A 24,331-nucleotide genomic window follows, 5' to 3' on the forward strand; every position below is an offset into this window, starting at 1 on the left:
CTCAAGCAGCGATGCGCCGCGCGCATCGCGATAGCGCCTCTCGAGATGATCTCGCCCTCTATGTTCACTGGCCGTATTGCGCGCGCATCTGCCCGTATTGCGACTTCAACGTCGTGCGTGACCGGGGCCGGGTCGAGGAACAGGCGGGGCTGGTGGCGGCCATCCTGTCCGACATGGAGGCGCAGGCTGCCCTGACCGGACCGCGCCGGCTGGCCTCGATCTTCTTTGGCGGTGGCACGCCCTCGCTGATGGATCCGGCGGCGGTGGCGGCGGTGATCGACCGGGCGAAGGCCCTGTTCCCGCCGCGCGGTGACATAGAGATCAGCCTTGAGGCCAATCCCACCGACGCCGAGGCCGGGCGGTTCAACGCCCTGGCCGCCGCCGGGGTCAACCGGCTGTCGATGGGGGTGCAGGCGCTGGACGACGACGCCCTGTCCTTCCTCGGCCGCAACCATTCGGCCGACGAGGCGCGCCGTGCCGTGGCCGTGGCGGCCCGGTCCTTTGACCGGCTGTCGATCGACCTGATCTACGCCCGGCCGGACCAGAGCGTGGAGGCGTGGACCGCCGAGCTGACCGAGGCGCTGGACATGGGGTTCGAACACGTCTCGCCCTATCAGCTGACCATAGAGCCGGCGACCGCCTTCGGTCGGGCCGTGGCGCGCGGCAGCTGGACCCCGCCGGACGAGGACCGCTCCGCCGCTCTTTATGAGACCACCCAGACGGTGCTCGAGAGTGCGGGCTTCGACGCCTATGAGGTGTCCAACCACGGGCGCGGTGTCGCGGCCCGCTCGGCTCACAATCTGCACGTCTGGCGCGGCGGCGACTATCTGGGCCTCGGCCCGGGTGCGCACGGGCGACTGACCCTCGACGGCGCGCGCACCGCCACCGTCGCCCATCGCGGCATCGCGGATTATGTCGCCGGCGTCGCGGCAGCCACGCCGTGGAGCGAGCACGAAACCCTGGACCCGCGCGCGGCGGCCGAGGAGCGGGTGCTGCTGGGTCTGCGCACGGTCGAGGGGGTGGCGCTGGCGGAATTGGCGACGCTGGACCGGCGCGTGGAAACAGGGGCCCTGGCCGGGCTGGTCACGGACGGCTTTCTGAGGGTGGCGGCGGACCGGGTGGTGGCGACCTCGACCGGGCGACCGGTGCTGGACGGGGTGCTGCGGGCGCTGCTGGTGTGATGTTCCGCCCTCTCCCGGCGGGAGAGGGCTTGAGCGCCCGGGAGCGAAGCGAGCGGTTGCGCGAAAGGGTGAGGGGCTCCCTGTCACGGTCCAGCCCCTCACCTGGCCGCGCCAGGACGACGGCTGGTGCCGTCGCGCGCGGCCTCCCTCTCCCACCGGGAGAGGGAGTGGTGCTGGAGGAGGGGCGCGCGCCGCTGGGTCCCGGCCTTCGCCGGGATGACGAAAGCGAATGGAGACCTTGAGCCGTCCGCGCCCCGCTGGCACGGTCTCGCGGATGACTGATCCTTCGCCATTTCCGCCGACCGCCCCGCCGCCGCGCCCCGTCGCGTCCGGCCTGTATCTGGTGGCGACGCCGATCGGCAATCTGCGCGACATGACGCTGCGGGCGCTGGATGTGCTGGCGGCGGCCGATCTGGTGCTGGCCGAGGACACACGGGTCACGGGCAAGCTGCTGTCGGCCTATGGGGTCAAGGCGAAGCTGGAGCGGTGCGACGACCATACCTCGGCCCGGGCGGCCGAGGGGGCGATCGAACGGCTGCGGGCGGGTGAGGTGGTGGCGCTGGTCTCGGACGCGGGCACGCCGATGGTCAATGATCCCGGCTTCGTCGTGGCCCGGGCGGTGATCGCTGCGGGCCTGCCGGTGCATCCGATCCCCGGGGCGTCCAGCCTGCTGGCGGCGCTGTGTATCGCCGGGCTGCCGGCCGACCGGGTGCTGTTCGCCGGCTTCCTGCCGCCCAAATCCGGCGCGCGGAAGACGATGCTGGAAGAGCTGCGCACCGCGCGCCAGACGCTGGTCTTCTTCGAGAGCGGCCCGCGGCTGGCCGACAGCCTGGCCGATATGGCGGCGGTGCTGGGCCCGCGTCCGGCCGCTGTGGCCCGCGAACTGACCAAACTCTACGAGGAATGTGTGCGCGGGACGCTTGCCGAACTGGCCGTTGATCCGCGCTGTCAGGGGCCCAAGGGCGAGATCGTGGTGGTCATCGGCCCCGGTGAGGTCGAGGTGGCCAGTGAGGCGGATGCCGACGCGGCCCTGACCGAAGCCATGACCCGGCTGGCCCCGGGACCGGCGGCCTCGGAAGTGTCCCAGGCGCTCGATCTGCCGCGCAAGGCCCTGTACCGCCGGGCGCTGGAGCTGCAGGGGCGGGGATGAAACGGCTGCGCCCCGTTCCGGCACCGGTACGGCCCGTTTCGGGTCGGCGGCGGGCGTCGGGGCAGGCGGCGCACCGTAGCGGTCATGCCGGGGAATGGCTGGCCGCCCTGTGGCTGATGTGTCGCGGTTATCAGATTCTGGGTTTTCGCCTGAAGAGCCGGGCCGGGGAGATCGACATCCTGGCACGACGCGGCCGGGTGCTGGCCGTGGTCGAGGTCAAACGCCGCGCCACGCTGGAGGCCGCCCTGATCGCCCTGGGTCCACAACAGCTGGCGCGGCTGCGGGCATCGGCCCAGGCGGTGGCGCGCGGACGACCCGGTCTGGCCGGTCTGACCCTGCGGCTGGATATGGTGGCGCTGGCCCCCGGGCGCTTTCCGCGTCATGTTAAGGATATCGAGACCGGGGGGGCCGATTTCCGTGATCCATCAGGACGCGACCACGACCTTGACGGCGGCCGGACTGGCCGATGACGAAGACTTCCCGCTGCTGGAAGCCGCGATCGCCTGCGCCCTGCATGACGATCCGATGCGCGAGGCCGAGCCGGTGCGGCTGCTGGCCCAGCAGGCGGCCGAGCGGCTGCTGGAGCGGATCGGCGGCGAGCCGGTCGAGGACGCCCTGACCGAGACCCTGTCAGCGGATCTGCGACTGACGGGTGACCTGATCCACGGCAGCGATCCGGCCAACACCGACATCATCGCCGTGGCCGAGCGGCGGCGCGGCCTGTCCGTCGCCCTGGCCGTCTTCTATCTGGATGCCGCCCGGCAGGCCGGGATTCCGGCCACCGGCGTCGACTTTCCCGGCCATTTCCTCGTGCGGGTCGAGACGGAGGACGGGCCAGTAGCGCTGGACCCGTTCAGCCAGGGCCAGGTGGTCATGCCGTCGGAGCTGACGCGCCGGGCCCTGTGCGCCGGTCTGACGCCGCATGTCGCCGACCGGCTGGACCTGCTGATGGCCCCGGTGACGGCGCGCCAGGCCCTGATCCGGCTGCAGGCCATGCAGTTCAGCCGGGCCATCGACGCCGGCGACTGCGAGGGGGCCGAACGGTCGGCCCTGCGTCGGGCCCTGCTGGACCCCGACGATCACCGTCCCTGGCTGGACGTCGCCGCCGCCCGCGAACGCTGCGGGGCCCTGAACGGGGCGATGGAGGCCCTGGCCCGGGCCGAGGATCTGGACGGTCCGGCCATGGTCCGCCGCCAGACCAGTTTCGACCGGGTCCGGCTGCAGCTGAATTAGGCGAATCCGCCCCGTGTCGCGTCCACCCCTTGAGAGACGCCGTCCGGCTGGTCACATAGGGTCCGGTCCAGCATTCGAGCCGACCGACCCCGATAAAGGATAGTTGCATGCTCAAGGTCGCGATCCAGATGGACCCCATGGAGGCGGTCGACATCCTGGCGGACACCACCTTCATGATGGCGATGACGGCCCAGGACCGGGGCTATCCGCTGTGGGTCTATGATTTCCGCACCCTGGCGCTGGAGGAGGGTCGGCTGTCCTGCCGGGCCCGGCCGATGACGGTGCGGGCCGTGGCCGGCGACCACGTGACCTTCGGTGACGAGGTGAAGCTGGATCTGGGCACGGACGTCGACGTGATCCTGATGCGTCAGGACCCGCCGTTTGACATGGCCTATGTCACCGCCACCTATCTGCTGGAGACGGTCCATCCCAGGACCCTGGTGGTCAATGACCCGGCCGAGGTGCGCAGCGCGCCCGAGAAACTGCTGGTCACGCAGTTCCCCGGCCTGACTCCGCCGACCCTGATCAGTTCCGACCCGGTCGCCCTGGTCGCCTTTCACAAGAAGCATGGCGATGTGGTGCTGAAACCCCTGCACGGGGCCGGGGGCTCGGGGGTGATCCGTCTGAAGGCGGACGATCCCAATCTGGAAGCCCTGATCGAGATCCACGCCGTCGGCAGCCGCGACCCGCTGGTGATCCAGAAATTCCTGCCGGCGGTGTCGAAGGGCGACAAGCGCATCCTGCTGATCGACGGCGAGCCGGCCGGGGCCATCAACCGCATCCCGGCGGCCGGTCAGGTGCGCTCGAACCTGCACGTCGGCGGCACCGCGGCCCCGGTCGAACTGACCGCGCGCGACCACGAGATCTGCGCCGCCATCGGCCCGACGCTGAAGGCGCGCGGCCTGATCTTCGTCGGCATCGATGTGATCGGTGACTGGATGACCGAGATCAACGTCACCTCCCCGACCGGTGCCCAGCAGCTGAAGGCCTTTTCCGGCGTCGACGCCTCGGCCCTGATGTGGGACGCGATCGAGAAGAAGCGGGCGGGGTGACGTCCGCAGCGGCGCAGGGCCGAGGTTAGACTGAAAGGTGATCCGTGGACTGGTTCAAATACCTCGCCCTTGTTGCTGCGCTGTACGCCGTATTCTTTTTTCTTCCCGGCCAGAATATCTTGAGGGCGTCCACGTTTTATGGTGCCCGGATGACCCGGGTATTTGAAGAATTTGATATCTGGAACAGGCGCAGGGTTGCCGTTTCGGCGGGCGGACTGATGCTGTCTGCGGTTGTGCCGGTCTTTGCCGGCGTGTCGCTGCTGGTTCCAATAGTGATTTTCTGCGCCTTGCTGCTTCTGGCGGCGACGGACTTTTTGCAGGCGCGCGACATTATCCGACGTCATTCCGAACCGGGTGGGACTTGACCCTCATCCGAGTTCGTGATTTGTTCTTTTCCCGTATAACGGGAGGGCGCAATGGTCGCTCGCGTGGTGACGGTGGCGTTCGACGGGGTCGAGGCGCGTCGGGTCGATGTTCAGGTGCAGCTGGTTGGGGCGGCCCAGCCCAGCTTCACCATCGTCGGCCTGCCGGACAAGGCGGTGGCCGAGAGCCGCGAGCGGGTGCGCGGGGCCTTCGCCGGTATCGGCCTGGGCCTGCCGCCGAAACGGATCATCGCCAACCTGGCCCCGGCCGACCTGCCCAAGGAGGGCAGTCATTTCGACCTGGCTATCGGTCTGGTGCTGATGGCGGCGCTGGGGGTGATCACGCCCGATGCGCTGGATGGCTGGGCCGCGATCGGCGAGCTGGGGCTGGACGGCCAGATCGCCCCGGTCGGCGGGGCCCTGCCGGCGGCGGTCGCGGCCGCGGCCATGGGGCTGGGCCTGATCTGTCCCGAGGCTAACGGGCCCGAGGCGGCCTGGGCCGGGGATGTCGCCATCCTCGCCCCGCGCTCGCTGATCGGGCTGATCAACCATTTCAAGGGCAGTCAGGTGCTGCGCCCGCCCGAGCCGGGGCCGGTGCGCGCCGGCGGGGTCGTGCCGGACCTACGCGAGGTTAAGGGCCAGGAGAGCGCCAAACGCTCGCTCGAGATCGCCGCCGCTGGAGGGCATAATTTGCTTTTTGTCGGCCCGCCGGGCTCGGGCAAGTCGATGCTGGCCCAGCGGCTGCCGGGCCTGTTGCCGCCGCTGACCCCGGCCGAGCTGCTGGAGACCTCGATGGTCTGGTCGGTGGCCGGTCTGATCGAGCGCGGGGCCCTGACCCGCGACCGGCCGTTCCGCAGCCCGCACCATTCGGCCAGTATGGCGGCCCTGACCGGCGGCGGGCTGAAGGCGCGGCCGGGTGAGGCCTCGCTGGCCCATAACGGGGTGCTGTTCCTGGATGAGCTGCCGGAATACAGCGCCCAGGCCCTGGATTCCCTGCGCGCCCCGCTGGAGACCGGCGAAATCGTCGTGGCGCGGGCCAATGCCCATATCCGCTATCCGGCCCGGTTCCAGCTGATCGCGGCGATGAACCCGTGCCGGTGCGGGATCGGCGGTGGCGGTCGCGGGGCTTGCGGCAAGGCCCCGCGCTGCCAGCGTGACTATCAGAACCGCATCTCCGGCCCGATGTTTGACCGCATCGACCTGACGGTCGAGACCCCGCCGGTGACCGCCGCCGACATGGCCCTGCCACCCCCGGCCGAGGGCACGGCCGAGGCCGCGGCCCGGGTCGCCGTGGCCCGGGGCCTGCAGGACGAGCGGGCGCGATCCGCCGGCCTTGCACCCGATCAGGCCCTGAACGCCCGGGCCTCGGGCGATACCCTGGACCGGTTCGCCGCCCCCGATGCGCCCGGCCGGGCCCTGCTGATGCGAGCGGGCGAGGCCGGGGGACTGACGGCCCGGGGCTGGGTGCGGACGCTGCGGCTGGCCCGGACCATCGCCGACCTGGAGGGGGCGACCGGGGTGGTGCGCCGCCACATTGCCGAGGCCCTGGTGCACCGGCGCACCGCGGTCGGGCCCGGCGTCGGCGATACCGTGCCGTGGTCCGGATCCGGCGTGTTGTCGACCCCGGCCGCACGACCCCCGCCTTGAGCCTCCCTTAACGGTTGTTCTGCATGGTGGCGGTCGGAGATTGCTGATGACACGACCGGCGAAGAATATCGCAACAGCCCCCACGGGAACCCCGCAGCCGCCCGACGGGGCCGAGCAGCAGTTCCTGCGCCTGATGAGCCATGAGATGCGCACCCCGTTGAACGGGGTCATCGGCATGCTGGGTCTGTTGACCCGAACCCGGTTGGATGGGGCCCAACGCGCCTATGCCGAGGCCGCGCGCCAGTCGGCCGAGCACCTGCTGGGCCTGGTCAACGACCTGCTGGACTATGCCCGACTGGAGGCCGGCAAGCTGGAGTTCGATTCCGCCCCGGTCGACATCGAGACCCTGGTGCGCAGTGTCGCCGAACTGTTGAGCCCGCGCGCCCATGACAAGGGGCTGGAACTGGTCTGGTCGGTCGCCGCCGACGCCGTCGATGTGATGGCCGACGAGGGCCGTCTGCGTCAGGTGCTGTTCAACCTGGCCGGCAACGCCGTCAAATTCACCGAAACCGGCGGGGTCCACATCACCGTCGAACGGGTGCCCCGGGCCGGAAACCGCCCGCGGCTGGCCTTCATCGTCGAGGACACAGGGCCCGGAATTCCGCCTGAGGCGCGCGCTCGCATCTTTGAGGAGTTCGGCCATGTCGATGCCTCGGACGCCACCCGTTTCGGCGGGGCCGGACTGGGTCTGGCCGTGGTCAAACGCTTGGCCGACGCCATGGGTGGCAAGGTTTCGGTCAGCAGTCGCGGCCGGGGCAAGGGCTCGCGCTTCCGTTTCGAGGCCTGTTTCACCGCTGCCACCGACCTGCCCGAACGCGGTCGACCGCTCGAGGGACGGAGCGTCGCTGTGCTGTCGCCCGACGACATGGTCCGCCAGGCCGCGATCGATCAGATCGAAGCCTCGGGCGGCAAGGTCCACCCCGGTGCCCCGGTCATCCTGGTCGACCACGCCCTCGCCGCCATCGCCGGCGAATCCCTGGCGCCCCGGCCCGAGAAGGGTCGGGCCATCGTGCTGCTGCGACCGTCGGAGCGGGATCTGATCGCCCGTTACCGCACCGCCGGCTTTCATGGCTATCTGATCAAGCCGCTGCGGCGCGCCTCGCTGGCCGAACGGGTGCTGGCCGTGGCCAATCCGACCACCACCCAGATTCCCGGCCTGCCGCCGCCGCCGTCGGCCGATGACGACCGCGTGGCCACCATCCGCTTCGCCGGAACCCGCGTGCTGCTGGTCGAGGACAATCCGGTCGGGGCCCTGCTGGCCGCGACCCTGCTGCGCCGCGAGGGCTGCGCGGTCGAGACCGCGGCCAACGGTCATGAGGCCGTCGCCGCCCTGACCCGGGCCCGCTACGACATGGTCTTCATGGACATGCGGATGCCGGGCATGGACGGCCCGACGGCGACCCGGGCGATCCGCGCACGCGGCGACGCAACCCCGATTGTGGCCCTGACAGCCAACGCCTTCGCCGAGGACCGTCGCGCCTGTCTGGAGTCCGGTATGGACGATCATCTGGTCAAGCCGCTTGCGCCCGAGAGCCTGCGCCGGACACTCGCCCGCTGGACGAACCGGCAAACGCGCGCCAAGGTCGTCGGCGAATAGACGCCGGGGGCGTCTGACCGAAAGACGCAACCTGCATGACCGAGACCAGCAGTACCGACAAGCCCGCAGGCCGGTTCGGGGGATTGGCCGTTTACGCCGAGCGTCGCGTCTTCATCATGCTGCTGCTCGGCTTTTCGGCCGGCCTGCCCTATCTGCTGATCTTTGACACCCTGTCCGCCTGGCTGCGCGAGGACGGACTGTCGCTGTCCGTCATCGCCTTCTTCGGCTTGGCCACGCTCAGCTACACGCTCAAATTTATCTGGGCCCCGTTGATCGACCGGACGACGATCCCGATCCTGACCAAATGGCTGGGACATCGCCGATCATGGATGGTGGTCACCCAGGCCATGGTCATGTTCGGCCTGTGGTCGATCTCGGGCCAGAACCCGTCCAGCTCACTGGCCTCTGTGGCTCTGTTCGCCGTGCTGACCGGGGTGTTCGGGGCGACGCAGGATATCGTGATCGACGCTTGGCGGATCGAGGTTGCCGACGACTCGCGCCACGGGGCCATGGCCGCCGCCTATCAGCTGGGCTGGCGCTTCGCCCAGATCCTGGCCGGGGCCCTGCCGCTGATCCTGGCCGAACTCTACAATTGGAACCTGTCCTACGCGGTGATGGCCGCCCTGATGGGAATCGGTATCGCCGCAGCGGTGTTCGCCCCGCGCGAGAAAGCCCACGCGATCCGACCGATTCCGGTCGGAGACATTCCGTCCCGGCCGCCGCTCGAGGTGCTGGAATGGACCGTCCGCCTGCTCCTTATCGTGATCGCGGCGCTGATCGTCGGTTCGGGTTTGACCGGAGGCGCGGACATGCTGGCCAGCGGCCTGCAGATCGTCGGGCTGTCGACGACCGACGCAGACGCCTTGAAGGCGGCGTGGACCGCCAAGCCGGAAGGCGTCTACATCCAGGTCGCCGCCACCTTCGGCGGCCTCGGGCTGCTGGTGTTGGCCTGCTGGCCGATCCCGCGTGTGCCGACCCGTCCCGGGGCCTATCTGGCCGGATCGTTCGGTGATCCGCTGAAGGATTTCTATGACCGGTTCGCCGGGGTCGCGACCCTGATCCTGGCGCTGATCTGCCTGTACCGGCTGTCCGACTTCGTCCTCAACATCATGAACCCCTTCTATCTCGACCTCGGCTTCGACAAGGTCGAGGTGGCCGAGGTGCGCAAGGTGTTCGGCGTCTTCGCCACCACCTTCGGGGTCTTCTTCGCCGGTTGGGCGGTGGCCAAGCTGGGGCTGATCCGGACCATGGTGATCGGGGCCTTCATGAGCCCGCTTTCGAACCTGGTGTTCGCCTGGCTGGCCGTCCAGGGGCCCGACCTCGGGGCCCTGTTCATCGCCATCGGCGTCGATAATGCCGCCACCGGCTTCGCCGGGACCGCCCTGATCGCCTATATGTCCAGCCTGACATCCCTGGGCTTTACCGCGACCCAGTACGCCCTGTTCAGCTCGCTTTACGGCCTGCCGGGCAAGCTGGTCGCCTCCCAGTCCGGGCGCATCGTCGAGGGTTCGGCGCGCGCAGCCGAGGGTGGCGGTCTGTTCGCGCCCCTGACAGGGCTGTTCTCCAACATGCCGGCCGGCTCCCTCGTCGAAGGCGCGGCGACCAGCGGCGTGACCCCTGCAGCGCTCGGGGCCGGCTATGTGGTCTTCTTCCTGTATTCGACCCTGATCGGGGTCTTCGCGGTCGTGCTGGCCTTTATCGTGGCGCGCAAGCAGACCGCGCTACAGGTGCGTCAGGCGGAAGAGGCGGCGATCGAGGTTGGCGACCCCCGCCCGTCCTGACGGCCCTAGCTTTCGCGGACGCCCTCTTCATAGGCAGCGAAGGTGGCGGCGTTGATCATCTCGCTGACCGAGGCACCGAGCGACACGATCTGCACCGACTTCTCGAGCCCGACCAGCAGCGGGCCGATCACGGTCGCCCCGCCCAGGGCCTGGACCAGACGGGTCGAGATCGAGGCCGAGTGGATGCCGGGCATGACCAGGATATTGGCGTCCTTGGACAGGCGCATGAAGGGATAGGCCGAGCGGGCTTCGGGATCGAGCGCCAGTTCGGCCGGCATCTCGCCCTCGTATTCGAAATCGACGCCGCGCTGGTCGAGGATGCGGATGGCCTCGCGGATCATCTCGCCGCGGTCACCCGGGGGGTCACCGAAGGTCGAATAGGACAGGAAGGCCACGCGCGGACTGCGACCCATGCGTCGCACGGCGGCAGCGGCCTGGATGGCGATCTCGGCCAGTTCGGTCGCGTCCGGCAGTTCATGGATCGAGGTGTCGGCCACGAACAGGGTGCGGCCCTTGGCCAGCACGATCGACAGACCGACCAGCCGCGAGGTGACGTCGAGGACGCGCCGGACCTCCTTCAGCACCATGTTGAAATTGCGGGTTGTGCCGGTGACCACGGCATCGGCGTCGCCCTGGGCCAGCATGGTGGCGGCGAAATAGTTGCGGTCCTGGTTGATCATCCGCTGCACGTCGCGACGCAGATAGCCGCGGCGCTGGAGTTTCGCATAGAGGAAGTCCGTGTACTGATTGTTCTTCTCGGACACGCGGGCATTGACGATCTCGATGCCAAGATCGTCGAAATTCAGCCCGGCCTCGGTGGCGTTCTGACGGATCAGATCCTCGCGTCCGACCAGGATGGGGGTGCCCAGCTCGGCCTGTTTGAAGGCCCAGGCGGCGCGGATCACGGTGGTCTCCTCGCCCTCGGCGAACACGATCCGCTTGTTCGGGGCCGCGCGCACCGCCGAGGCGATCTTCTGCATCAGGGCCGCCGACGGATCGACGCGCTGGCGCAACTGGATGCGATAGGCGTCCATGTCCTCGATCGGCTTGCGCGCCACGCCGCTGTCCATCGCCGCCTGGGCGACGAACGGCGGGATGTACCAGATCAGGCGCGGGTCGAACGGCGAGGGGATAATGTAGTCGGGGCCGAATTTCAGCTTGCGACCACGATAGGCGACGGCGACCTCGTCCGGCACGTCCTCGCGCGCCAGCAGGGCCAGGGCGTGGGCGCAGGCCACCTTCATCTCGTGATTGACCCGGCGGGCGCGTACGTCGAGGGCCCCGCGGAAGATGTAGGGGAAGCCGAGGACGTTATTGACCTGGTTGACGTAGTCGGAGCGGCCAGTGGCCATGATGGCGTCGGAGCGCACCGAGGCGACGTCCTCGGGCGTGATCTCCGGGTCCGGGTTGGCCATGGCGAAGATGATCGGATTGGGGGCCATCGAGGCCACCATCTCCTTGGTGATCGCGCCCTTGGCCGACAGCCCCAGGACGACATCGGCCCCGACCATGGCCTCGGCCAGGGTGCGGTGCGAGGTGTCGGTGGCGTGGGCGGCCTTCCACTGGTCGACGTTGTCACGGCCCTTGTAGACGACCCCGTCGCGGTCGACGATGACGGTGTTCTCAGCCCGGACGCCGACCGCCTTCATCAGGCCGATCGAGCTCAGGCCGGCCGCACCGGCCCCGGCCAGCACGACCTTGATGTCCTCCAGCTTCTTGCCGGTGATGTGGCAGGCGTTGATCAGGCCGGCGGTGGAGATGATGGCGGTGCCATGCTGGTCGTCATGAAAGACCGGGATGTCGAGCAGGTCCTGCAACTCGCTCTCGATGACGAAACACTCCGGAGACTTGATGTCCTCGAGATTGATGCCCCCCCAGGTGTCACCGATGTTCTTGACCACGGTGATGAACTCGTCCGGGTCGGTGGTCTTGACCTCGACGTCGAAGCTGTCGACGTCGGCGAAGCGTTTGAACAGGACGCATTTGCCCTCCATCACCGGCTTGGAGGCCATGTGACCGAGGTTGCCGAGGCCGAGGATGGCCGTGCCGTTGGAGATCACGGCGACCAGATTGCCCTTGGACGTATAGTCATAGGCCTTGTCGACATCCTCGGCGATGGCCAGGACCGGTACGGCCACGCCCGGCGAATAGGCCAGGGACAGGTCGCGCTGGGTCGCCATCGGCTTGGTCGGGGCCATGGAGATCTTGCCCGGGGTCGGCGAGCGGTGGAATTCCAGCGCGTCCTCGTCGGAGAAGGTCTGTTTTTCGGTCAGGTCGGGCATCAGCGTCTTTCGGGTCTCGGAGGCGGTCATCTGTTCCTGGAGCGAAATCGGTTGGATTGGACGCAGTCCAACCCGGCTTAGATTTCGCTCCAGCTTGATACTGGACCATTTTTTGGTTTCGGGTCGATTCGACCCGATACAAAAATGGTCTAGAGCGGGCGACGGGGGGCGACAACCGGGCCCCCGTCGCATTCTTTACGCAGGGGCAGCCTGGAGAGTCAGGGTACCGGTGCGTTCGATCTCGACCGGGCCGGTCATGAAGACGTGACCGGTGGTCTCGTCCCAGTCGATCAACAGCGTGCCACCGTCGACCTCAAGCGTGGCCGAGCGCCCGGTCAGGCCCCGGCGGGCGGCCGCGACCAGGGCAGCGCAGGCTCCGGTGCCACAGGCCTGGGTCAGCCCGGCCCCGCGTTCCCACACCCGCAGGCGGATTCGGTCAGGGGCCAGCACATTGGCGAAGCCGACATTGACTCCCTCGGGAAACAGCGGGTGGTGTTCGATCAGGGAGCCGGAGCCGCTGACGAAGGCGTCGTCCTGACGGTCGGTGAAGAAGACCACGTGGGGATTGCCCATCGAGACGGCCCCGGGCGTGTGCAGCAGCGGCGCGTCGATCGGACCGACCTGCAGCTCGATGCCGCGGGTGTCCATCGCCTCTTCCAGCGGGATCTCGGTCCAGTCCAGACGCGGCGCGCCCATGTCCACCTTGACGTGGGCCGTGGTCGTCGGCCCTTCAGGACCTCCCGACCCGACACGGCCTGGGACGCGCCAGGCCGTGGCGGGGCCGCCGAGGGTGTCGATGGTGACACTGTCCTTGCCGGTCGACTGCATCAGCAGCCAGCCGACACAGCGCAGGGCGTTGCCGCAGGTCTCGACCGCCCCGCCGTCGGCGTTCCACACCCGCATGAAGGCGTCGGCGCGGTCAGACGGCTCGATGGCGATCAGCTGGTCGCAGCCCTGGCCGGTCTCCCTGTCGGCAATGGCGCGTGCCTCCGCCTCCGTCGGGGCGAACGGGGTTTCGAGCGCATTGACGACGACGAAGTCATTGCCGGCGCCGTTCATCTTGACGAAGGGGCGTTGCATGGACCCCGAGCCTATAGACCCGGAACGTCCCGCGGCGAAGGGGGCTGTTTCCGGTGACGACAAAGCGGGGTATCGCTGGCGCATGAGCCGTACTGACGACGCCGAAAAACCGGAGGGTCTGCGCCTGCGCGCGCGGATTCGGGCCCTGTATCACGGCTCATCCGAGATGGCTGTGCGCTTCCGGCTGGCCGTGCTCGTCATCGACGTCATTATCGTCGGCTTCTTCGTGGCGGCCCCGCTGCTGAAGGGCGAGTCGATGATTTTCTATGTCATCGACTATGTGATCGCGGCGGTCCTCGCGCTCGACCTGGCCGCCCGGGCCTGGGCCTTTTCGGACGTCAGGGCCTGGCTGAAGAAGCCGATCGTCTGGGTCGATCTGTTCATCCTGGCGACGCTGCTGTTCCCGGCCTGGCTGTTCAACCTCGGCTTCCTGCGGGTGCTGCGACTGTGGACCCTGATCAATTCGGAGTTCTTCTGGCGCACCATCGGCCGGCGCTATGACGACACCCGGGTCGAGGACACGACCAAGGCGGTGGTGGCCCTGGTGACCTTTGTCTTTGTCGCGACCGGCTTCGTCTACACCAGCTTCATGGGTCGCTACGAAGGTATCACCGGCTATGTCGACGCCCTGTATTTCACCGTCACCAGCCTGACCACCACCGGCTACGGCGATATCCTGCTGCCTGGCAACTGGGGACGACTGGTGTCGATCGTGATCATGCTGGTCGGGGTGACCCTGTTCGTGCGTCTGGGGCAGACCCTGTTGATGCCGCACAAGGTGGTCTTCCCCTGTCCGACCTGTGGTCTGCAGCGCCACGATCCCGATGCCGTCCACTGCAAGGCGTGCGGCGAGACCATCTGCATCCCCAATCCCGGCCGCTGAATTGTGATGACAAAACCGTAAGGTCACCGCGCATTGCCTTGTCCGCCGGCGGTCGGGGGTTAAGGTGGCCGGTCCCAAGCTCTGGAAACGCCTGCATGATCCGTCCCGCCGCCACGCTCGCCATTCTCCTGGCTTCAACCGCTCTCGCGACAGGCGTCATGGCCCAATCTCCCATCTCCCCGCCCAATCCACCGCTGGCCGAAGGGGCCTTCGCCACGTCGGACGCCACCGACCCGTATCTGTGGCTGGAAGAGATCGACGGCGAGCGGGCCATGGCTTGGGTCAATGAACACAATGCCCGGTCGCTGGGCGTGCTGCAGGGCGACCCCCGCTATGAGCCCCTGCATCAGCAGGCGCTTGAAATCGTCCAGTCGCGCGACCGCATCCCCTATCCGGGCTTCAACCACGACGGCACGGTCGATAATTTCTGGCAGGACGCCGAACACGTGCGCGGCGTCTGGCGCACCACCACCCTGGACAGCTATCGCAGCGCCGATCCGGCGTGGGAGACCATTGTCGATTTCGACGCCCTGTCAGCCGCCGAAGGCAAGAACTGGGTCTACAAGGGGGCCACCTGCCTGCCGCCGCACGAGACCCGCTGCCTGATCTCCCTGTCGGACGGGGGCAAGGACGCGGTCACGGTGCGAGAGTTCGACCGGACGACGCAGACCTTCGTGGCCGACGGTTTCGTCCTGCCGGAATCCAAGGGTGGGGCCAGCTGGATCGACGCTGATACCCTGCTGGTGTCGCGCGACTTCGGTCCCGGCACCTTGACCAGTTCGGGCTATCCGATGATCGTCAAACGCCTGCGCCGTGGCCAGACGCTGGATCAGGCCGAAACCCTGTTTACCGGACAGCCCACCGATGTCTCGGTCAGCGGCTACACCCTGCGTGACGCCGATGGCGTTATCCAGGCGACGTTGATCAACCGGGGCGTCAGTTTTTACGAGGGCGAGACCTGGCGGCTGAACGCCGACGGCACCACGACCCAGCTGGCCCTGCCCGCCAAGTCGGACATCGAGGCCCTGGTCCAGGGGCAGCTGGTGGTGACCACCAAACAGGACTGGACCGCCCCCTCGGGTCAGGAATTCAGGACCGGCGATGTCTTCGCCTGGAATCTCGACGCCTGGCTGGCCGATCCGGCGACCCCGGCGCGGCTGATCATCCGCCCCGGCCCGCGCGAGGCGATCGAAGGCATCAGCGCCACCCGCAACCGGCTGGTCGTGGCCCTGTTCGAGAACGTCCGCGGCGGGGTCTATGTCTATGAACCGAACGCCGACGGCGACTGGGCCCGCACCCGGCTGGACCTGCCGCAGAACGTCACCGTCGGGGTCGGCTCGGCTTCGGAGCGCGACGACCAGGTGTTCGTCAGCGTCGCCGGCTATCTGAACCCGTCCAGCCTGTGGCTGGCCGATGCGACTACGGGCGCGGTCGACCAGGTCAAATCCCTGCCGGCCAAATTCGACGCTGATGGCATGACCGTCGATCAGTTCGAGGCGCGCTCGGCCGACGGCACCATGATCCCCTATTTCGTCGTCCATCGCGATGCCATGGCCAGCGACGGCTCGAACCCGACCCTGCTGTATGGCTACGGCGGCTTCCAGAACTCCCTGCTGCCCGGCTATTCGGCCACGGTCGGCAAGCTGTGGCTGGAGCGCGGCGGCGTCTATGTCGTGGCCAACACCCGTGGTGGTGGCGAGTTCGGGCCCAATTGGCACGATGCCGCCCTGCAGGAGAACCGCCAGCGCGCCCATGAGGACTTCCAGGCCGTGGCCCTGGACCTGATCGCCCGCGACATCACCAGCCAGCCGAAGCTCGGCATCATGGGCGGGTCCCAGGGCGGGCTGTTCATGGGGGCGATGCTGACCCAGCGGCCGGACCTGATCAACGCGGCCGTGATCCAGGTGCCGCTGTTCGACATGCTGCGCTTCAACAAGCTGCTGGCCGGGGCCTCGTGGCAGGGCGAATACGGCAATCCCGACATTCCGGAGGAGCGGGCCTGGATCCAGGCCTATTCGCCCTATCAGAACCTGCGCGCGGGCCAGCCCTATCCCGAGGTCTTCATCCATACCTCGACCAAGGACGACCGGGTCCATCCCGGCCACGCCCGCAAGGCGACGGCGCGGCTGGAAGACCTGGGCTATCCGGTACTGTTCTACGAGAACACCGACGGCGGCCACGCGGCCGGCGCCAATCTGCGCGAGACGGCCCGCCGCATCGCGCTGGAATATACCTATCTGACCCGGCGATTGATGGACACGCAGATCCCCGTGCCGGACTAGCAATCACTTCCGCTCATCCCCGCGAAAGCGGGGACCCAGTGCTTTCGTTGAAGCATCGGCGGCTGGGATCAGCGGACTGCAACACCGGCGACGCCGATCGCCCACAGATCTGGGTCCCCGCCTTCGCGGGGATGAGCGGAGTTTAAGTCCATGCGTCACCTGATCCTGTCCGCCGCCATCCCGGCCTTGCTGCTGGGGGCCTGCGCCACCCTGCCGGGCGATGCCGCCGCGCCGCCGCCGATCATGGCCGAACGCGCGCCCCCGCCGCATTTCCCCGCCGACCTCAGCCCGGCCGGTGTGGCCGCAGCCGACGATCATCTGGATCTGGAACAGGTGCACGGCGATGCGGCCATGGCCTTTGTCGCGCGCGAGAACGCGGCTTCGCTGGCGGCCCTGACCGGTGACCCCCGCTATGAGACCTATCGTCAGGAGGCCTTCGCCATCCTGTCGGCCACCGACCGGATCCCGGGCCCATCCTTCCTCGGCGAGGGCATCGGCAATTTCTGGCAGGACGCCGCCAATCCCAAGGGGGTGTGGCGGCGCACGACCCTGGATTCCTACCGTTCGGCCAATCCGCGGTGGGAGACCCTGCTCGACATCGGGGCCCTGTCGGCGGCCGAGGGCAAGGACTGGGTATTTAAGGGGGCCAACTGCCTCGCGCCGGACGAGACCCGCTGCCTGGTCAACCTGTCCGACGGCGGCAAGGACGCGGTGGTGGTGCGTGAGTTCGACCTGACCACCAAACAGTTCGTTGCCGGCGGCTTCGTCCTGCCCGAGGGCAAGCACCGCATCAGCTGGCTGGACCAGAACACCCTGCTGGTGGCCACCGATTTCGGGCCCGGCACCCTGACCGAGAGCGGCTATCCCTTCATCATCAAGACGCTGACGCGCGGTCAGGCGTTGGCCCAGGCGACCGAGGTCTATCGCGGCGAACAGGGTGACGGCGGCTATGGCGTCAGCGCCAGCGTTCTGCGGGACGGCCGGGGCGCGGTCCTGGCGGTGTTGTTCAACCGGCCGCTCGACACCTTCAGCAGCGAGACCGTTCAGTGGCTGGACGGCCGCGCGGTCAGGCTGAGCCTGCCGGCCAAGGTCAATGTGCAAGGCGCGATCCGCGATCAACTGATCTTCAGCGTCGACCAGACCTGGTCCCAGGCCGGTGAGACCTTCAACGCCGGCAGCCTGCTGTCTGCGCCGCTGGCCGGGCTGCGCGACGGACAGGGGCGTGCCGAGGCCATCTTCGTGCCGGGCAATCGTCAGTCAGTCGAGGAGGTGGCAGTGTTCGATAACCGCGTCGTCGCCACCGTCTATGACAACGTCCGGGGACGGATGATGCGGTTTCTCGATACCCGGGGTCGGGGCTGGCTGAAGGCCGACCTCGAGGTGCCGGACAATGTCGCGGTACATCTGGGCGACTCCAGCCGGGGATCGGATCGTCAGTTCTACAGCTTTGAAGGCTTCCTGACGCCGGCCACCCTGAACCTGCTGGACATGCGCGTCGGCACCGCCGGCCGGAGCGAACAGATCGCCGCGGCCCCCGCCCGCTTCGATGCATCGCGTGACGTGGTCGAACAGTTCGAGGCCACGTCATCCGACGGCACGAAGATCCCCTATTTCGTCGTCCGTCCGCGTGATCTGGTCATGGACGGCCACGCCCCGACGATCATGTACGGCTATGGCGGCTTCCAAGTGTCCAAGCCGCCGGCCTATATCCCGGAAATGGGCAAGCTGTGGCTCGAAAAGGGCGGGGTCTATGTCAACGCCAACATCCGCGGCGGCGGCGAGTTCGGACCCGACTGGCATCAGGCGGCACTGAACGAGAACCGCCAGCTGGCCTTTGACGACTTCGCCGCCGTGGCCCGTGATCTGGAAACCCGCGGCATCACCTCGCCGCGCCGTCTGGGCATCTATGGCCGCTCGAACGGCGGGGTCCTGACCTCGGTGATGGTCACCCAGCATCCGGAGCTGATCAATGCGGCGGTGATCGAGAGCCCGCTGATCGACATGCTGCGCTATCACGAGCTTCCGGCCGGGGCCTCGTGGATCGGCGAATACGGCGATCCCCGCATCCCGGAGGAGGCCGCCTGGATCGCCGGATATTCAGCCTATCAGCAGCTGCGTCCGGAGATGGACTATCCCCGCGTCTACATCACCACCAACACCCGCGACGACCGGGTCCATCCGGGTCATGCGCGCAAATTCGCCGCGCGTCTGGGCGATCAGGGCCACGACCACCTCTATTATGAGGAAACCTCGGGCGGCCACTCCAACGACGCCGACCCGGTGGCCAACGCCCGGCGCTGGGCCCGCCACTATGTCTATCTGGCGCAACAGCTGATGGACTAGAGCGAAATCGGTTGGGTTGGACGCAGTCCAGCCCGGCTCAGATTTCGCTCCAGTTTAACGCTGGACCATTTTTTGGATTCGGGTCGATTCGACCCGAAACAAAAATGGTCTAGCCCGCCCCTCACGGGAAAATGAGCGGCGGGATCGTGCCAGCGGTGGTTAAGCTGTCGGCCATGAACCTGAGGGGCTTTATCTTTGGTATGGCGACGGCGGTCGCGGGGCTGATGGCGGCGGGCGCAACCCTGCCGCCCGACCCCCAGCCGACCGATGCCCGGCCGGTGTCGCGGGCGGTTCGGACCACACCCGTGGTGCTGGAGCTGTTCACGGCCCAGGGCTGCGCCGGCTGTTCCGACGCCGACCGGATGGTCGAGGATGCCGCCGACACCCCGGGGGTGATCGTCCTGACCTATGGCGTCGACTACTGGGACTATCTGGGTTGGGCCGACACCTTTGCCCGGCCCGAGTTTGCCGCGCGCCAGCATGCCTATCGCCAGGCCCTGCGGCTGCGGTCGGTGTCGACTCCCCAGGTGGTGATCGACGGCTATCGTCAGGTGTCGGGGGCCCGTTCACCCGAATTGCAGACCGCCATCGACGAGGAATCGGTTCGTCGCGACTTCCCGCCCGAGATCGAATTCCGCGCCGCCGGTGATCGGGTCGGCATCGGCTCGGGTCGTCCGCCCGAGGGCGGAGCCGAGGTCGTGGTCGTGACCTATACCCCCGGCCTGCAGAGCGTGCAGATCGATCGTGGCGACAACCGCGGCCAGACCGTGCGTCAGCTCAATGTCGTGCGCGGCGTGACCCGTCTGGGTAACTGGACCGGGCGCTCGACCCTGTTCGCCCTGCCGCCGAAGCTGGACGACGGCGATGAGGTGGTGGTCTTGCTGCAGGCGCGCGCCGACCATCGCATCCTGACCGCCGCGCAGCGCTAGGCTCCGGCCTTTTTCGCAAACCCCCAGGCCGCGTCGGCCAGAGGCTGGACCTGGGCTGCCATGGTGCGGGCATGGCTGCTGGCGGCGGTGCCGTCGCGCACCCGCCCGGCAATGCCCTGACAGATGGCCGCCAGACGGAACAGATTATAGGCGAACAGCCAGTCCAGGTTCTTCGGTCCGGCCACCCCGGCGGCGGCGGCATAGCGTTCGACGGTTTCCTCGATCGAGGGAATGCCCAGCGCCTCCAGATCGGCCCCGCCTAGACCGTTGCGCAGGGTGGCGGGAATGACCCAGCCGATCAGCAGATAGGAGAAGTCGGCCATCGGATCGCCCAGCGTCGACAACTCCCAGTCCAGCACGGCCCGGACCTCGGATTTTTTCGCATCGAGGATCAGGTTGTCGAGACGGAAGTCGCCGTGGACGATGCGGGTTGGGCCGTCGGCGGGCAGGCTTTCCGGCAGGAAGGCGATCAGCCGGTCCATGGCCGGGTTGGGTTCGGTCTCGGAGGCCCGGTACTGTTTGGTCCAGCGCCCGACCTGACGCATGAAATAATTGCCCGGCTTGCCGTAGTTGCCCAGGCTGATCGATGCCGGATCGAACCGGTGCAGGGCGGCCAGGGTGTCGGTCTGGGCCTCATAGATGGCGCGGCGTTCGACCGGCTGCAGACCCGGCAGTTTCAGGTCCCAGAATACCCGGCCCTCGACCTTGTCCATCACATAGAACATCGAGCCGATCACCGCGTCGTCGGTGCACAGGGCATGGGGCCGGGCTACCGGATAGCCGTGCTTGTGCAGGGCCGAGATCACGGTGAACTCGCGATCCACGGCATGGGCCGACTGCAGCAGCACACCGGGCGGCTTGCGGCGCAGCACATAGGTGGCCGAGGGGGTGGCCAGCTCATAGGTCGGATTGGACTGGCCGCCTTTGAACTGGCGGATGGTCAGGGGGCCGGCATAGCCGTCGATATTCCTGACCAGCCAGGCCCCCAGCGCGGCTTCGTCGAGCGCGTGGCGCGGATCGACCGCGCGGGTGCCCGAAAAGGCGGTCTGGGGGTCGTTCAGGTCGGTGTCGGTCATTGTGCGGCGATGATGGCGGCCCGGACCGCGCTTTGCCAGCCTTTGATCAGCCGCGTCCGTTCGTCGGGGTCCATCGTCGGGGTCCAGACGGTCGGGGCCTCGGTCGCCGAGGGGTTCAGGTCGTCGATCAGACCGATGCCGAGCGCCGCCAGTCGGGCCGCACCGACGGCGGTCATCTCCTGAAAGGCCGGGCGCTCGACGATGACATCGCAGATGTCGGCGACGAACTGCATGGCGAAGCCGTTGGCGGTGACGCCGCCGTCGACCCGCAGCACGGCCAGCGGTGGGGCCCCGTCGGCGGCCAGCGCATCGAGCAGGTCGCGGGTCTGGTAGGCCAGGGCCTCCAGCGCCGCGCGGACGAAATGGGCCGGGCCGGAGTCGCGGGTCAGGCCGGTGATCGTGCCGCGGGCGTCGGGTTCCCACCACGGGGCCCCCAGGCCGGTGAAGCCGGGCACCAGATAGACGCCGCCGTTGTCGGGCAACGACCGGGCCATGGCCTCGGACTGGGCCGAGTCGGACAGCAGGCCGACCCCGTCGCGCAGCCACTGGATCGCCGACCCGGCCGAGAAGATTGACCCCTCCAGCGCCCAGGCGGCGGTGTCGCCGATCTGATAGCCGAGCGTGCCCAGCAGGCGCCGGGTCGAGATCACCGGCGCGGCCCCGACATTGGCGACCAGAAAGGCCCCGGTGCCATAGGTGATCTTGGCGTCGCCCGGGTTCATCGCGCCATGGGCCACCAGCGCCGCCTGCTGATCCCCGGCTGCACCATGAATGGGCAGGGCCACGCCCAGCAGGGCCGGATCGCAGTCGCCGAAATGATCGCTGCAGCCGAGGATCTGCGGCAGGGCCTGACGGGGGACGTCGAACAGGGCGCACAGGTCATCGCGCCATTGGCGCGTCTCGAGATCCATCAGGCTGGTGCGGCTGGCATTGGTGGCGTCGGTGACGTGGCGGGCTCCGCCGGTCAGTTTCCAGATCAGCCAACTCTCGATCGTGCCCAGCTTGACCTCACCCCGCGCCGCTCGCTCGCGCGCGCCCGGCACGGTATCCAGCAGCCAGGCGAATTTGGTGGCCGAGAAATAGGGATCGAGGATCAGGCCGGTCGCCGCCTGGACCATCGGCTCATGACCTTCGGCCGTCAGCCGGGCGGTGACGTCGGCGGTGCGGCGGTCCTGCCAGACGATGGCCCTGTGCAGCGGCTCCCCGGTGGCCGTGTCCCACAGCACCGAGGTCTCGCGCTGGTTGGTGATGCCGATGGCGGCGAAGCGGTCGATGCCGCCGGCCTCGGCGATGACGGCACGACAGGTCCGCAGGGTCGCGTGCCAGATCTCGGCCGCATCATGCTCAACCCAGCCCGAGTGCGGGAAATGCTGGGCCAGCTCGATCTGGCTGACGGCCACGGGGCTGAACCCGCCCTGCGGCGAGACGGCGAAGGCGATGGCGCGGGTCGAGGTCGTGCCCTGGTCGATGGCGAGGATCAGGCGGTCCATGAATTCCCTTCGCGGTGGTTCAGCATTCCACCTTACGCAGAGCCGGCGTCTCGGGTTAAGTGGCCGGATGCGTATCGCCTCCTTTGCCGGCGTCCAAGACGCCGCCCGCCAGATCGCCCGCGTCGCGGTCCGCACGCCGCTGATCGAGAGCGCTGCGCTGAACGCCCGGCTGGGCGGGCGGGTGCTGATCAAGGCCGAGACCCTGCAGGTCACCGGCGCCTTCAAATTCCGCGGGGCGTATAATCGCATCAGCCGGCTGACCGACGAGGAGCGGAAGCACGGCGTCGTCGCCTTCTCGTCCGGCAACCATGCCCAGGCGGTGGCCGCGGCGGCGCGGATGATGGGCACCCATGCGATCATCGTCATGCCTGCCGACAGTCCGAAGGTGAAGCTCGACGGGGTTATCGCCCACGGCGGCGAGGTGCGGACCTATGATCGCTACACCGAAAGCCGCGAAGCCATCGGTGAGGCCATCGCCGCCGAACACGGCAGTGTGCTGGTGCCGCCGTTCGACGATCCGCTGATCATCGAGGGCCAGGGCACGGTGGCGCTGGAACTGCTGGAGCAGGCCAAGGCCATCGGGGCGGCACCGATCGATCATCTGCTGTGCGGGATGTCGGGCGGGGGGCTGATGGCCGGCATCAACCTGACCCTGGCGGCGACCGCGTCCCATACCCAGGTCTTCGGCGTCGAGCCGCAGGCCTATGACGATACCCGGCGGTCCTTGATCGCGGGCGAGCGGCGTGGCCACCCGCCGGTGACCCGGCCGTCGATCTGCGATGCCCTGATGTCGCCGCAGCCGGGGGTGCTGACCTTTCCGATCAATCGCCGGATGACCGACGTGCTGACGGTCAGCGATGCCGAGGTGGCGGCGGCGGTCGCGTATGCCTTCCGGGTGCTGAAGCTGGTGGTCGAGCCGGGCGGGGCGGTATCGCTGGCGGCGCTGCTGGCCGGGAAACTGCTGGCCAAGGACCGGATCACGGCCATCATTCTGTCGGGGGGCAATGTCGATCCGGCCCTGTTCAGCGCCATCATTGAAGACCGCTACGCACCGGAAACCTGGGGGACCGCATCATGAGCCGCACCGAACGCAAGGGCGTGCCGACGCCGCCCGCCGCCCTCGCAGACCTGGTCGGGAGCGAGGTCGGGGTCAGCCGCTGGATCACCGTCGACCAGGCCCGCATTGATGCCTTCGCCGAGATTACCGAAGACCGGCAATTCATCCATATCGACCCGGTCGCGGCCGCCAAGACCCCGTTCGGCGGTACCATCGCCCACGGCTTCCTGACCCTGAGCCTGCTGTCGGCCATGACTTTCGACGCCGTGCCGCCGCTGGAAAACGTGACCATGGGCATCAACTACGGCTTCGACAAATTGCGCTTCCTCGCCCCGGTCCCGGCCGGATCGCAGGTGCGGGGACGATTCAAGCTGCTGTCCGCCGAGGACAGGGGCGGCGGCCGCTGGCTGCTGAAACACGAGGTCACGGTCGAGATCGACGGCAGCGACAAGCCGGCCCTGGTCGCGGAGTGGCTGGGGATGCAGGTGGTGGGGGGCTAGGCTTGAATGCAACCCTGATTTGTGTGAAATAACTCCGCTCATCCCGGCGAAAGCCGGGACCCAGTGCTTTCGTTACGAACGGAGGTTCCGGTTGGCCTTCTTCACCTACATCATCGCTAGCCGCCGGAACGGGACCCTCTACACGGGTTCAACCGATTGCCTGATCAAGCGCCTCATCGAGCATCGTGAGAAGCGCCGGGACGGGTTTTCCGCCAAGTATGGCGTGGCCGTCCTGGTCTGGTTCGAGGTCCATGACTCTCGCCATGCCGCCTTCCGCCGCGAGCGCCAGATCAAGGAATGGAAGCGCGCGTGGAAGCTGGAACTGATCGAGCGTCAGAATCCGGGCTGGGATGATCTGTTCGACACACTAACCTGACAGGTCTGCGCTTCAGCGAAAGAACTGGGT

At 68.1% G+C, this 24,331-nt stretch carries 20 protein-coding genes; 16 read left to right on the forward strand and 4 right to left on the reverse strand.

Annotated features, from left to right (window positions below; all coding sequences use genetic code 11):
* The first annotated feature begins 11 nt into the window (after positions 1-11).
* The 9 genes from hemW (at position 12) to AAC067_RS11910 (ending at position 10,003) form a co-directional block, all read left to right on the forward strand.
* The gene (gene hemW, locus AAC067_RS11870; RefSeq protein ID WP_339933189.1) at positions 12-1,181 is read left to right on the forward strand and encodes a radical SAM family heme chaperone HemW; all 1,170 of its coding nucleotides are present in this window, start codon (positions 12-14) and stop codon (positions 1,179-1,181) included.
* Positions 1,182-1,455: 274 nt separating this feature from the next.
* The gene (gene rsmI / locus AAC067_RS11875; RefSeq protein WP_339932770.1) at positions 1,456-2,331 is read left to right on the forward strand and encodes a 16S rRNA (cytidine(1402)-2'-O)-methyltransferase; all 876 of its coding nucleotides are present in this window, start codon (positions 1,456-1,458) and stop codon (positions 2,329-2,331) included.
* Positions 2,328-2,801 (forward strand): YraN family protein, encoded by a 474-nt coding sequence (locus AAC067_RS11880; protein WP_339932772.1) that lies wholly within the window; start codon positions 2,328-2,330, stop codon positions 2,799-2,801. The genes rsmI and AAC067_RS11880 overlap by 4 nt, the downstream gene beginning before the upstream one ends.
* Entirely contained in the window at positions 2,749-3,564 is an 816-nt protein-coding gene (locus AAC067_RS11885; RefSeq protein ID WP_339932773.1) for a transglutaminase family protein, read from the forward strand. The genes AAC067_RS11880 and AAC067_RS11885 overlap by 53 nt, the downstream gene beginning before the upstream one ends.
* Positions 3,565-3,671: 107 nt before the next feature.
* A complete protein-coding gene (gene gshB, locus AAC067_RS11890; protein WP_339932775.1) occupies positions 3,672-4,616 on the forward strand; it encodes a glutathione synthase in 945 nt (314 codons plus the stop codon).
* A 44-nt stretch (positions 4,617-4,660) separates the two neighbouring features.
* Positions 4,661-4,981: a hypothetical protein gene (locus AAC067_RS11895; RefSeq protein ID WP_339932777.1), complete on the forward strand. Its 321-nt coding sequence runs from the start codon at positions 4,661-4,663 to the stop codon at positions 4,979-4,981.
* A 51-nt stretch (positions 4,982-5,032) separates the two neighbouring features.
* Positions 5,033-6,625, forward strand: coding sequence for a YifB family Mg chelatase-like AAA ATPase (locus AAC067_RS11900; protein ID WP_339932779.1), 1,593 nt, complete (start codon positions 5,033-5,035; stop codon positions 6,623-6,625).
* A 46-nt stretch (positions 6,626-6,671) separates the two neighbouring features.
* Positions 6,672-8,222, forward strand: a complete 1,551-nt coding sequence (locus AAC067_RS11905; RefSeq protein WP_339932781.1) for a response regulator — start codon at positions 6,672-6,674, stop codon at positions 8,220-8,222.
* A gap of 35 nt (positions 8,223-8,257) precedes the next feature.
* A complete protein-coding gene (locus tag AAC067_RS11910; protein ID WP_339932783.1) occupies positions 8,258-10,003 on the forward strand; it encodes an MFS transporter in 1,746 nt (581 codons plus the stop codon).
* Positions 10,004-10,008: 5 nt separating this feature from the next.
* Here the strand turns inward: AAC067_RS11910 and AAC067_RS11915 are convergent, their stop codons facing one another.
* The gene (locus tag AAC067_RS11915; protein WP_339933191.1) at positions 10,009-12,285 is read right to left on the reverse strand and encodes an NADP-dependent malic enzyme; all 2,277 of its coding nucleotides are present in this window, start codon (positions 12,283-12,285) and stop codon (positions 10,009-10,011) included.
* Positions 12,286-12,480: 195 nt separating this feature from the next.
* Positions 12,481-13,365 carry a diaminopimelate epimerase gene (dapF, locus tag AAC067_RS11920; RefSeq protein WP_339932785.1) on the reverse strand — a complete coding sequence of 295 codons (885 nt, stop codon included), beginning with the start codon at positions 13,363-13,365 and terminating at the stop codon, positions 12,481-12,483.
* Between the two features lie 82 nt (positions 13,366-13,447).
* On the opposite strand from dapF, the gene AAC067_RS11925 reads away from it, so the two are divergent.
* From AAC067_RS11925 to AAC067_RS11940, 4 genes are all read left to right on the forward strand, one after another.
* Positions 13,448-14,248, forward strand: a complete 801-nt coding sequence (locus tag AAC067_RS11925; RefSeq protein WP_339932787.1) for an ion channel — start codon at positions 13,448-13,450, stop codon at positions 14,246-14,248.
* 95 nt (positions 14,249-14,343) lie between these two features.
* Complete coding sequence (locus tag AAC067_RS11930) at positions 14,344-16,530, forward strand: prolyl oligopeptidase family serine peptidase (RefSeq protein WP_339932789.1); 2,187 nt, start codon at positions 14,344-14,346, stop codon at positions 16,528-16,530.
* Positions 16,531-16,680: 150 nt separating this feature from the next.
* Entirely contained in the window at positions 16,681-18,873 is a 2,193-nt protein-coding gene (locus AAC067_RS11935; RefSeq protein ID WP_339932791.1) for a prolyl oligopeptidase family serine peptidase, read from the forward strand.
* Between the two features lie 131 nt (positions 18,874-19,004).
* Entirely contained in the window at positions 19,005-19,802 is a 798-nt protein-coding gene (locus AAC067_RS11940) for a DUF1223 domain-containing protein (protein ID WP_339932793.1), read from the forward strand.
* On the opposite strand, the gene AAC067_RS11945 is transcribed toward AAC067_RS11940, so the two are convergent.
* Together AAC067_RS11945 and glpK are read right to left on the reverse strand one after the other, a co-directional pair.
* Positions 19,799-20,878: a phosphotransferase gene (locus AAC067_RS11945; RefSeq protein ID WP_339932795.1), complete on the reverse strand. Its 1,080-nt coding sequence runs from the start codon at positions 20,876-20,878 to the stop codon at positions 19,799-19,801. The genes AAC067_RS11940 and AAC067_RS11945 overlap by 4 nt on opposite strands.
* Positions 20,875-22,368 carry a glycerol kinase GlpK gene (glpK, locus tag AAC067_RS11950; protein WP_339932797.1) on the reverse strand — a complete coding sequence of 498 codons (1,494 nt, stop codon included), beginning with the start codon at positions 22,366-22,368 and terminating at the stop codon, positions 20,875-20,877. The genes AAC067_RS11945 and glpK overlap by 4 nt, the downstream gene beginning before the upstream one ends.
* A gap of 67 nt (positions 22,369-22,435) precedes the next feature.
* Here glpK and AAC067_RS11955 point away from each other — a divergent pair, with 67 nt between their 5' ends.
* The 3 genes from AAC067_RS11955 to AAC067_RS11965 all read left to right on the forward strand — a co-directional run bounded on the left by AAC067_RS11955 (position 22,436) and on the right by AAC067_RS11965 (position 24,301).
* Positions 22,436-23,446 carry a threonine/serine dehydratase gene (locus AAC067_RS11955; RefSeq protein WP_339932799.1) on the forward strand — a complete coding sequence of 337 codons (1,011 nt, stop codon included), beginning with the start codon at positions 22,436-22,438 and terminating at the stop codon, positions 23,444-23,446.
* Positions 23,443-23,925: a MaoC family dehydratase gene (locus AAC067_RS11960; RefSeq protein WP_339932801.1), complete on the forward strand. Its 483-nt coding sequence runs from the start codon at positions 23,443-23,445 to the stop codon at positions 23,923-23,925. Before AAC067_RS11955 ends, AAC067_RS11960 begins: the two co-directional genes overlap by 4 nt.
* Positions 23,926-24,016: 91 nt before the next feature.
* The gene (locus AAC067_RS11965) at positions 24,017-24,301 is read left to right on the forward strand and encodes a GIY-YIG nuclease family protein (RefSeq protein WP_339932803.1); all 285 of its coding nucleotides are present in this window, start codon (positions 24,017-24,019) and stop codon (positions 24,299-24,301) included.
* Positions 24,302-24,331 lie beyond the last annotated feature (30 nt).

This window comes from uncultured Brevundimonas sp. (assembly GCF_963977465.1).
GTDB lineage: Bacteria > Pseudomonadota > Alphaproteobacteria > Caulobacterales > Caulobacteraceae > Brevundimonas.

What these genes read in the sequence shown, in the direction of transcription:
- hemW (WP_339933189.1), top strand. Translation starts at nt 12, where the DNA reads ATGCGCCGCGCGCATCGCGATAGCGCCTCTCGAGATGATCTCGCCCTC.
- rsmI (WP_339932770.1), top strand. Translation starts at nt 1,456, where the DNA reads ATGACTGATCCTTCGCCATTTCCGCCGACCGCCCCGCCGCCGCGCCCC.
- AAC067_RS11880 (WP_339932772.1), top strand. Translation starts at nt 2,328, where the DNA reads ATGAAACGGCTGCGCCCCGTTCCGGCACCGGTACGGCCCGTTTCGGGT.
- gshB (WP_339932775.1), top strand. Translation starts at nt 3,672, where the DNA reads ATGCTCAAGGTCGCGATCCAGATGGACCCCATGGAGGCGGTCGACATC.
- AAC067_RS11900 (WP_339932779.1), top strand. Translation starts at nt 5,033, where the DNA reads ATGGTCGCTCGCGTGGTGACGGTGGCGTTCGACGGGGTCGAGGCGCGT.
- AAC067_RS11905 (WP_339932781.1), top strand. Translation starts at nt 6,672, where the DNA reads ATGACACGACCGGCGAAGAATATCGCAACAGCCCCCACGGGAACCCCG.
- AAC067_RS11910 (WP_339932783.1), top strand. Translation starts at nt 8,258, where the DNA reads ATGACCGAGACCAGCAGTACCGACAAGCCCGCAGGCCGGTTCGGGGGA.
- AAC067_RS11915 (WP_339933191.1), bottom strand. Translation starts at nt 12,285, where the DNA reads ATGCCCGACCTGACCGAAAAACAGACCTTCTCCGACGAGGACGCGCTG.
- dapF (WP_339932785.1), bottom strand. Translation starts at nt 13,365, where the DNA reads ATGCAACGCCCCTTCGTCAAGATGAACGGCGCCGGCAATGACTTCGTC.
- AAC067_RS11925 (WP_339932787.1), top strand. Translation starts at nt 13,448, where the DNA reads ATGAGCCGTACTGACGACGCCGAAAAACCGGAGGGTCTGCGCCTGCGC.
- AAC067_RS11930 (WP_339932789.1), top strand. Translation starts at nt 14,344, where the DNA reads ATGATCCGTCCCGCCGCCACGCTCGCCATTCTCCTGGCTTCAACCGCT.
- AAC067_RS11935 (WP_339932791.1), top strand. Translation starts at nt 16,681, where the DNA reads ATGCGTCACCTGATCCTGTCCGCCGCCATCCCGGCCTTGCTGCTGGGG.
- AAC067_RS11940 (WP_339932793.1), top strand. Translation starts at nt 19,005, where the DNA reads ATGAGCGGCGGGATCGTGCCAGCGGTGGTTAAGCTGTCGGCCATGAAC.
- AAC067_RS11945 (WP_339932795.1), bottom strand. Translation starts at nt 20,878, where the DNA reads ATGACCGACACCGACCTGAACGACCCCCAGACCGCCTTTTCGGGCACC.
- glpK (WP_339932797.1), bottom strand. Translation starts at nt 22,368, where the DNA reads ATGGACCGCCTGATCCTCGCCATCGACCAGGGCACGACCTCGACCCGC.
- AAC067_RS11955 (WP_339932799.1), top strand. Translation starts at nt 22,436, where the DNA reads ATGCGTATCGCCTCCTTTGCCGGCGTCCAAGACGCCGCCCGCCAGATC.
- AAC067_RS11960 (WP_339932801.1), top strand. Translation starts at nt 23,443, where the DNA reads ATGAGCCGCACCGAACGCAAGGGCGTGCCGACGCCGCCCGCCGCCCTC.